An 8,250-nucleotide genomic window follows, 5' to 3' on the forward strand; every position below is an offset into this window, starting at 1 on the left:
GTAGAAGTCCCCTCCGACGCGCTCTCCGGCGCCGGACGATCAGGATGTTGTACGGCGCGCCGTCGGCGGGCCGGCCGCCCTGGCCGAAGAACGACGACTCGGCCTGCGCGGCCCGCCGCCGCTCGGTCACCCGGATCGCCAGTTCGGTGACGCGGTGCGCCGCCGACTCGGGATCGGTGCCGACGAGGGCCACGCAGTCCTCGCCCTCGCGCGGCGCGCAGTGCGGCAGCCAGCGCACCCAGTTCCACTCGTGCCCGGCGTTCTGGTCGGCGGACAGCACGACGATGGCCAGGTCGCGGGGGCTGTGCAGGGCGGCGGCCTGCGCGACCATCCAGCGGGCCAGGGCGCGCGAGGCGTGCCGGGGCCCGGTCAGCCCGACGACGCCCAGCTCGGTGAGGGGCAGCACCACGGGGACCTGCCGGGCCTTCGGGACCCGGAGCCCGCGCCCGTCGGAGGACGGCCCCTCCCGCCCCGCCCGCTCGCCTCCGGCGCCGCCCGCCGGCTCGGCGTCCCCGGTCAGCTCGATGCGGGCGGGCAGGTCGGCGAGGCCCACCCGCAGGTGCAGGACGTCGGGGTCGTCCCGGCGGCGTTCCCACAGGCGGCGCCGCGGGCCCGTCGCGGTGAGCAGGACCTCGGCGGCGTCGGGGTGCAGCGCGCGGCGCTCGGCCTCGTCCTCGCGCCGCAGCCGCTCCAGCTCGCCGTCGAACTCGCCCGCCTTGCGGTGATACTCCTTCAGCGACTTCTTGTAGGACTTGCGGCCGTGCATCCGGTCGCCGAGCCACTCGCCGAGCGTCATCACCGGCCAGGCCAGCGCGAACAGCGCCCACCACCACTGGCCGAGCCCGAACGCCATGGCGAGCCCGAACGCCGAGAACAGCAGCGCGCCGAAGAGCCGGAGCCGCTCGCGCGGGTTGCGTTCGGGGCGCTTCGGCACCTCCAGCGTCCGCGCCCGCCGCGGCCGGTTCAGCCGCGGCGGCCGGTTGAACGCGAGGCCGCCCTCAGGCAGGGGCTCCAGGTGGGTGTCGGGGGCGGCGCAAGGCGCGAGGGCGAGCACGCTGGCCCCCACCGTCAGCAGCGCTCCCATCGGCCACGCCGTCTTCGCGCCGAGGGGCGTCCCGTCCAGGACGACCGCCCCCTGCATCGTCAGGGCGGACGCCTCGACCTGGACGGCCGTGCGCTCGACCGTCAGCCGCAGGGACCGGGCCGGGACGGACGGGTCGTCCAGCACCACGTCGACGTCGTTCCCGGACCCGATCGTGCAGACGCCGAGCCCCAGCCGGTGCACGGACCCGGCGGCCGGGCCGCCGACGACGCGCACCTCGACCAGCCCGGTCGGCTCGGTCAGCACGGTCGCGGCGGCGCCGCGCCGCTCGACCGCCACGACGGCGCCGTCCCGCAGCTCCTTCACGGCGAGCGCCTGCGGGTCCAGCATCCGGCCGTCCATCCAGAGGGCCTTGCGCGCGCCCCGGGACAGCAGCGCGTCCTTGGAGAAGCGCGGGGCGGGGACCGCGGGACGGCCGTCCAGCGTGGCGGCGAGCGTCTGGGCGACGCCGTCCACGGTGGCCTCGGAGTCGAGGTTGAGCACCACGTCGCGGGGGCCCCCGCCGGTCAACGCCGTGAACGAGATCCGCATCCGAGCCCTCCGACGTCCGCGGGACAACCGGGCCTAGCTTAATTACCCGTCCCCTCCGCCATCCGGGAAGCCGACACGACCGCCTTCAGGGCGTCGTCCAGCGGTGTCGGGGCCATCCCGAAAGTCGACTCGAAGGCCGAGGAGTCGAGGATGTAGGGCTTGTCGAACTGGTACCGCGTCTCCCGCAGCTCCCTGAGCATCGGTGAGAGGAGCCCGGCCGCGTTGAAGACCGCGCGGGGAACCTCGCTGATGCGCGGCGCCGGCGCTCCGGCGCTCTCGCACAGCCGCTCCCCGACCTCGACCGTGGACACCGCCGGGCCGGTGGGGACGTGCCAGGGCCGCCCCCAGGCGCGCTCGTCCGTCCCGGCGATGGCGAGGGCCTGCGCGACGTCCGGCAGGTACGTCCACGCGTGCGGGACGGACGGGTCGCTGAAGTACAGGACGCGCTTGCCCGCCAGCAGCGGCTTCACGAACCGCGTCTCGCCGATGTAGGCCTGGTCGGTGCTGCGCGGCCCGTAGTAGTCGGACCCGCGCAGCTCGGTGACCCTCGCGCGGCCCGCCTCGTGCGCGGCCAGGGCGTCCTTCCACATCCTCGCCCGCACCCGCCCCTTGGCGCCGGTCGCGGCGAGCGGCAGGTCCTCGGTCATCGGCCCGTCCACCGGCCCGTATCCGTACAGGCAGCTCAGCGTCACGAGGACGGCCCCGGTGTCCTCGGCGGTCCCGAGGAGGGACGCGGCCATCGGCGGCCAGTCCTGCGTCCACCGGTGGTACCGCGGATTGACGCAGTTGTAGAGCGCGTCGGCCCCCTTGGCGATCCGGGTGAGGCGGTCCCGGTCGGCGACGTCCGCCGCGACCCGCTCGACCCCGTCCGGACCCGACCCGGACCGGGTCACGACGACGACGTCGTGCCCCCGCCCGGTCAGCAGTTCGGCGAGGTGCGTCCCGACCTGCCCGGCTCCGACGATCACGTGCTTGCCCATGGTTCTCTCCCTGACGGTGGTGTGTGCCCGGTGGTGTGTGCCCGGTGGTGTGTGCCCAGTGGTGTGTGCTCGGTGTTCCGCGCTCCGCCTCAGGCGGAGGCCTCGACGTGGTCCTTGAGGGCGGCCAGCCGGGCCTCGTGGCCCGCGCGGAGCTTGTGCTCCCCGTAGATCAGCCGGATCAGCGGACCGTCCAGCGACTCCTGCACGGTCACGCGGGTCCGGCCGCCCTCGTCGGCCAGGACCAGCCGGTCCACGGCCCGGTAGAGCGCGAGGAAGGTGCCCGTCCAGCTCAGCTCCCGGCCGGGGTCGACCACGGCGAAGCGGGACCGCAGGGGCGTGCCGCCCTGGCTCCAGCGGAACTCCCGGCCCGGCTCGACGGCGTCCAGCTCGCGGAGCCTGAAGTCGGGCGCCCAGGCCTCCCAGCCGCGCAGGTCGGCCAGGACCTCCCAGACCCGCGCGGCCGGCGCGTCGATCAGGACGGTGGAGGCGCTGGTGACGGGCGCGGCGTCGTCGATGCGTCCGCGCAGCGCGTAGTCGTCGTGCAGGGTCGTGAGGCTTCGCATGGCCGGCTCCTTGTTCGGTGCTCCGTTATGAGAGCAATGCTCTCTGAGGAGAGCGGTGTTGTCAAGAGCAGTGCTCTCGAACAAGTTCGTCGCTCTCAAAAGAGCACGGCGCTCTGCTAGCCTCCGGAGGACGGGCAGGACGAAGGGGCCGGCGGAAGGCCGTCCCCGAGGAGGTGGGCATGAGCGCGGGGCAGACGGCGCGCGAGCGGGTCCGGGCGGAGATGGTCCGGGAGATCACCGAGATCGCGAGGCGGCAGCTCGCCACCGAGGGCGCCGCGGGGCTGTCCCTGCGCGCGGTCGCCCGCGAGATGGGCATGGTGTCGTCGGCGATCTACCGGTACTTCCCGAGCCGCGACGACCTGCTGACCGCGCTGATCATCGACGGCTACAACGCGGTCGGCGAGGCCGTCGAGCGCGCCGACGCCGGGGCCGGCGCGGAGCACTACGGCGGACGCTGGCTCGCCGTGTGCCGCGCCGTCCGGGAGTGGGCCCTCGCGCACCCGCACGAGTACGCGCTGCTCTACGGGTCGCCGGTCCCCGGCTACAAGGCCCCGGAGGAGACCGTCCCCGCCGCCGTGCGGGACACCGTCGTCATGGCGCGGATCGTCGCCGAGGCGCACGCCGCCGGGGAGCTCGACCCCGCCGGGCCGTGCCCCCCGCCGCCGGCCGCCATCGCCGAGGACATGGCCCGCGCACGCGCGATGCTCCCCCTGGACGTCCCCGGCGACGTCATGGCGCGGGCGTTCACCGCGTGGGCCGCTTTGTATGGGACTGTCAGCTTCGAATTGTTCGGCCAGTACAACAACGTGATCGAGGAACGGGCCGCCTATTTCGACCACACGTCGACCCTGCTCGCGCGCCTCATCGGCCTGAAACCGTGACCGGACGGGCCCTCCCGCCCGTCCGGCCCGGGGGTCAGTGACGGATGTGACTGGTGGTAAGTGGCCATGTGATCCGTGAATTCGCAGGTCATCGCCGTGTGCTCGGATATGGGGGCGCTCGGCTCCCGCGAATCCATTGACGTGACCTCTCCGCCCCCGCGAGCATGGATCGCTCGACGACGCGGACTCCGGTGGGACGGGGCCGGGTCAGGGCGGGAAGGAGCGCGTGGGCAGCGCGATGAAGGCCAACCAGTCGACCATCTCCGGCGGCGGCGCGGCGGGCTCGTCCGGCGGGACGGGACTCGGCCGGTCGGGGCTCGGCACCTCGGGAGGGCAGCGGCTCCCCGCGTCCTCGCGCGAGCGCAGACCGGCGCTCGCCGCGCTGGCGGTGCTACTGATCCTCGGCGGCGCCCTCGCCAGCGCCTACCTCGTGATGGCCAGCGGCGAGCGGGTCTCGGCGATCCGCATCGCCCAGCCGGTCGCGGCCGGGCAGCGGATCCCGGCGGGCGCCCTCGAAGAGGTGCAGATCGGCGACACCGGCATCCAGTACCTCAAGTGGTCCGAGCGGGCGAAGGTGAGCCGGTACTTCGCGGCCGTCCCGCTGGTGAAGGGCGCGTTGCTGACCAACTCCATGATCAGCCCGGCCGACGCGCCCACCAGCGGCCGGCTCGTCGTCGGGCTCGCGCTCAAGCCGGGCCAGATGCCCTCCGGGAACGTCACCCGCGGCGCGCACGTCACCCTGTTCGCGGTCGGCGGCGGGACGGGCGGCGGCCCGCGCGCCGGGACCGTCCTCGCGCGGGACGCGGTCGTGCTGAACGTCGGCGCCGGGGACGGCGGCGGCCCGACGCGGCTGCGGTCCGAGCAGACGAGCGTCGACGTCGCCGTGCTCCCGGCCGACGCGGCGCGGGTGACGCAGGCGGCCTCCGCCGGGACGGTCGCGCTCGCGCTGCTCCCGCCCGGCACGAACGTCTCGGTGCCGCCCGCGGCGCCCGAGGGCTCGGACGGCGGCAACGGCGTCCAGCCCGTCCCCGGAACCGGCACTCCCGGAGCCGGCACTCCCGGAGCCGGCACCCCCGGAGCCGGCACCCCGGGCCCAGGCACGGGCGGTAACTGACGGTGGCACTCATCGCGCTGGCGGCCGACAAGGGCGCGCCGGGCGTCACGACCGCGGCGGTCGCGCTCGGCGCCGTGTGGCCGCGTCCCGTACTCGTCGCCGAATGCGACCAGGCGGGCGGCGACCTGGTCTACCGGCTGCCCTCCGCCCAGCCGGACGGCGACGCCGACGGCGGCATGCTCAACCCCTCGCGCGGGCTGCTCAGCCTCGCCGCCACGGCCCGCCGCGGGCTGCGCCCCGACCAGGTCGCCGAGCACTGCCAGCGGCTCTCCGGCGGCCTCGACGTGCTCGTCGGCGTCACCAACGCCGAGCAGGCGCACGCGATGACGTGGCTGTGGGGGCCGCTCGGCCGGGCGTTCGCCGGCCTCGCCCCCGTCGACGTGATCGCCGACTGCGGGCGGCTCGGCGCGGCCAGCCCGCTGATCGACCTCATGCACGAGGCCGACCTCGTCGTCCTGCTCACCAGGGCCACCCTGGAGCAGGTCGCCCACCTGCGCGAGCGCGTCGCCGCGCTGACCGCGGAGCTGCGCGGCGGGCCGCCCGTCGGCGTGCTGGTGCTCGCCGACCCGCGCGACTTCCGCGGCTCCATCGCCGAGGTCGACCGGATCCTCGCGGGGGTGCGCGGCCGCGCCGCCGACGCCGCGCAGGGCCCTCCGCCGCCGGACGTCACCGTCCTCGGCGGCCTGGCCCTCGACCCGAAGGGCGCCGACCTGCTGTCCGGCAGCTGGGGCGGGCGGCTGGACCGTTCGCTGCTCATCCGGTCGGCGCGCGAGGTCGCCGCCGACCTGGTCGGGCGCCTGCCCGCCGCGGTCTCCGCCGCGCCTCCCGCCGGGCCCCCCGGAGCGCCTCCCGCGGGGCACGACGTCCCGCTCCCGCCGGGACCGCCCGAGCAGCCGCCGCAGGGACCGCCGCCGCCGCGGCAGGCGCCGCACGTGGCCGCGGGCGGCGGGCACGAGGAGGGGAGGCGCTAGATGGACCACGCTCTGGTCAAACGTCTCCGCCAGGAGGTCGGCGACCGGCTGGCCCGGCAGCGCCGGCTGGACGCCGCCAACGGGCTCCCGCCGATGTCCGGGGAGGACGAGCGGCAGTTCGCCCGCGCCCTGATCGGCCAGGTGCTGGAGGAGTTCGCGCGCGGCGAGATCACCTCGGGGCGCCGGCCGCCGAACGCCGAAGAGGAGGAGGCCCTCGCCGCCGGCGTGCACGCGGCCCTGTTCGGCGTCGGCCGGCTCCAGCCGCTGCTGGAGGACCCCGAGATCGAGAACATCGACATCAACGGCTGCGACCGCGTGTTCCTCGGCTACGCCGACGGCCGCGAGGCCATGGGCGAGCCCGTCGCCGAGAGCGACGAGGAGCTGGTCGAGCTGATCCAGATCCTCGCCGCCTACAGCGGGCTGTCCTCGCGCCCGTTCGACACCGCGAACCCGCAGCTGGACCTGCGGCTCCCGGACGGGTCGCGGCTGTCGGCGGTGATGGACGTGACCGTCCGCCCCGCGCTGTCGATCCGCCGCGCCCGCCTCGGCAAGGTGTTCCTCGCCGACCTGGTCGGCAACGGCACGATCACGCAGGAGGTCGGGCAGTTCTTCCGCGCCGCCGTGCACGCCCGCAAGAACATCATGATCGCGGGCGCGACCAACGCGGGGAAGACGACGCTGCTGCGCGCCGTCGCCAACGAGATCCCGCCGCACGAGCGGCTGATCACCGTCGAGCGCGCCCTCGAACTCGGCCTCGACGCGTTCCCCGAGCTGCACCCGAACTGCGTCGCGTTCGAGCAGCGGCTGCCGAACTCCGAGGGCCAGGGCGCGATCTCGATGGCCGAGCTGGTCCGCCGGTCGCTGCGGATGAACCCGTCCCGGGTGATCGTCGGCGAGGTCCTCGGCGACGAGATCGTCACGATGCTGAACGCGATGACGCAGGGCAACGACGGATCCCTGTCGACGATCCACGCCAACTCCTCGGCGGAGGTCTTCAACCGCGTCGCCACGTACGCGATCCAGTCCGAGGAGCGGCTGCCGGTCGAGGCGACCCACATGCTGATCGCGGGCGCGATCGACTTCGTGGTGTTCATCGAGAAGCGCAACGACTACGCCTCCGGCGGCCGGCTGCGCCGCTACGTGGCCAGCGTCCGGGAGGTCACCGGCGTGGACGGGCGCGTGCTGTCCTCGGAGATCTTCGCGCTCGGGCCCGCCGGGTACGCCGTCCCCGCGGCGCCCATCGCGTGCATCGCCGACCTGGTCGAGCACGGCTACGACCCGTCCGCCGGAGGTTCCTGGTGACGCGCGGGGGTGACGGCTGATGTACGCGCCGGACGTGATGCTCGCCGTCGTCACCGGCGCCGCGGTCGGCGGCGGCCTCCTGCTGCTGATCGTCGCGATGCGCGGGCTGCCGCCGCGCCGCGGGCCCGCCCGCGGCCGCAGCCGCGAGGACCTGGTCCGCACCCTCACCACCCGCACCGCCCTCGCCGTCATCGTCGGCGCCGTCGTGCTGATCGTGACGCGCTGGCCGATCGCCGCCGCCGGCACCGGCGCGCTCGTCCTCGCCTGGAACGGCCTGGCGGGCGGCGCCGCCGAGGAGCGCAGGGGCATGGCGCGGCTGGAGGCCCTCGCCGCGTGGACGGAGTCGCTCCGCGACACCATCGCCGGCGCCGTCGGGCTGGAGCAGGCCATCCCCGCCTCCCAGCGCGCCGCCGCGCCGGCCCTCCAGCAGCCGCTGCGCAACCTCGTCGACCGGCTGCACACCCGCGTCCCGATGCCGGAGGCGCTGCGCCGGTTCGCCGACGACCTGGACGACCCGTCCGCCGACCTGGTGATCGCCGCGCTGATCCTGAACGCCAAGCTGCGCGGCCCCGGGCTGCGCGACATGCTGGGCGCCCTCGCCGACTCGGCCCGCGCCGAGCTGGACATGCGCCGCCGCGTGGAGGCCGACCGCCGCGCGACCCGGCGCAGCGTCCGGATCGTCGTCGCCGTGTCCGTCGGGACGGCCCTGGCGCTCGCCGTGTTCAACCACTCCTACGTCGAGCCGTACGACGACGTCCTCGGGCAGCTCGTCCTCTGCATCGTCGTCGCCCTGTACGGCGCCGCCT

8 protein-coding genes are annotated in these 8,250 nt (G+C 75.2%); 5 read left to right on the forward strand and 3 right to left on the reverse strand.

Annotated elements, in window-relative coordinates:
* From AB0C69_RS33370 to AB0C69_RS33380, 3 genes are all read right to left on the reverse strand, one after another.
* A partial coding sequence (locus AB0C69_RS33370; RefSeq protein WP_360358898.1) for an FHA domain-containing protein occupies positions 1-1,633 on the reverse strand: 1,633 nt, incomplete at its 3' end.
* A 38-nt stretch (positions 1,634-1,671) separates the two neighbouring features.
* A complete protein-coding gene (locus tag AB0C69_RS33375) occupies positions 1,672-2,613 on the reverse strand; it encodes an NAD-dependent epimerase/dehydratase family protein (RefSeq protein WP_360358900.1) in 942 nt (313 codons plus the stop codon).
* A gap of 89 nt (positions 2,614-2,702) precedes the next feature.
* Entirely contained in the window at positions 2,703-3,176 is a 474-nt protein-coding gene (locus tag AB0C69_RS33380; RefSeq protein ID WP_345176789.1) for an SRPBCC family protein, read from the reverse strand.
* A 179-nt stretch (positions 3,177-3,355) separates the two neighbouring features.
* Here AB0C69_RS33380 and AB0C69_RS33385 point away from each other — a divergent pair, with 179 nt between their 5' ends.
* The 5 genes from AB0C69_RS33385 to AB0C69_RS33405 form a co-directional block, all read left to right on the forward strand.
* Entirely contained in the window at positions 3,356-4,057 is a 702-nt protein-coding gene (locus AB0C69_RS33385) for a TetR/AcrR family transcriptional regulator (RefSeq protein ID WP_360358902.1), read from the forward strand.
* A 226-nt stretch (positions 4,058-4,283) separates the two neighbouring features.
* Entirely contained in the window at positions 4,284-5,171 is an 888-nt protein-coding gene (locus AB0C69_RS33390) for a hypothetical protein (RefSeq protein WP_345176795.1), read from the forward strand.
* 2 nt (positions 5,172-5,173) lie between these two features.
* Positions 5,174-6,142, forward strand: coding sequence for a hypothetical protein (locus AB0C69_RS33395; protein WP_345176798.1), 969 nt, complete (start codon positions 5,174-5,176; stop codon positions 6,140-6,142).
* Positions 6,143-7,444 carry an ATPase, T2SS/T4P/T4SS family gene (locus AB0C69_RS33400; protein WP_345176800.1) on the forward strand — a complete coding sequence of 434 codons (1,302 nt, stop codon included), beginning with the start codon at positions 6,143-6,145 and terminating at the stop codon, positions 7,442-7,444.
* Between the two features lie 19 nt (positions 7,445-7,463).
* Positions 7,464-8,250 (forward strand): type II secretion system F family protein (locus AB0C69_RS33405; protein WP_360358905.1); only part of this gene is annotated, 787 nt, incomplete at its 3' end.

Source organism: Actinomadura sp. NPDC048032 (genome assembly GCF_040653175.1).
Taxonomy (GTDB): Bacteria; Actinomycetota; Actinomycetes; order Streptosporangiales; family Streptosporangiaceae; genus Spirillospora; species Spirillospora verrucosospora.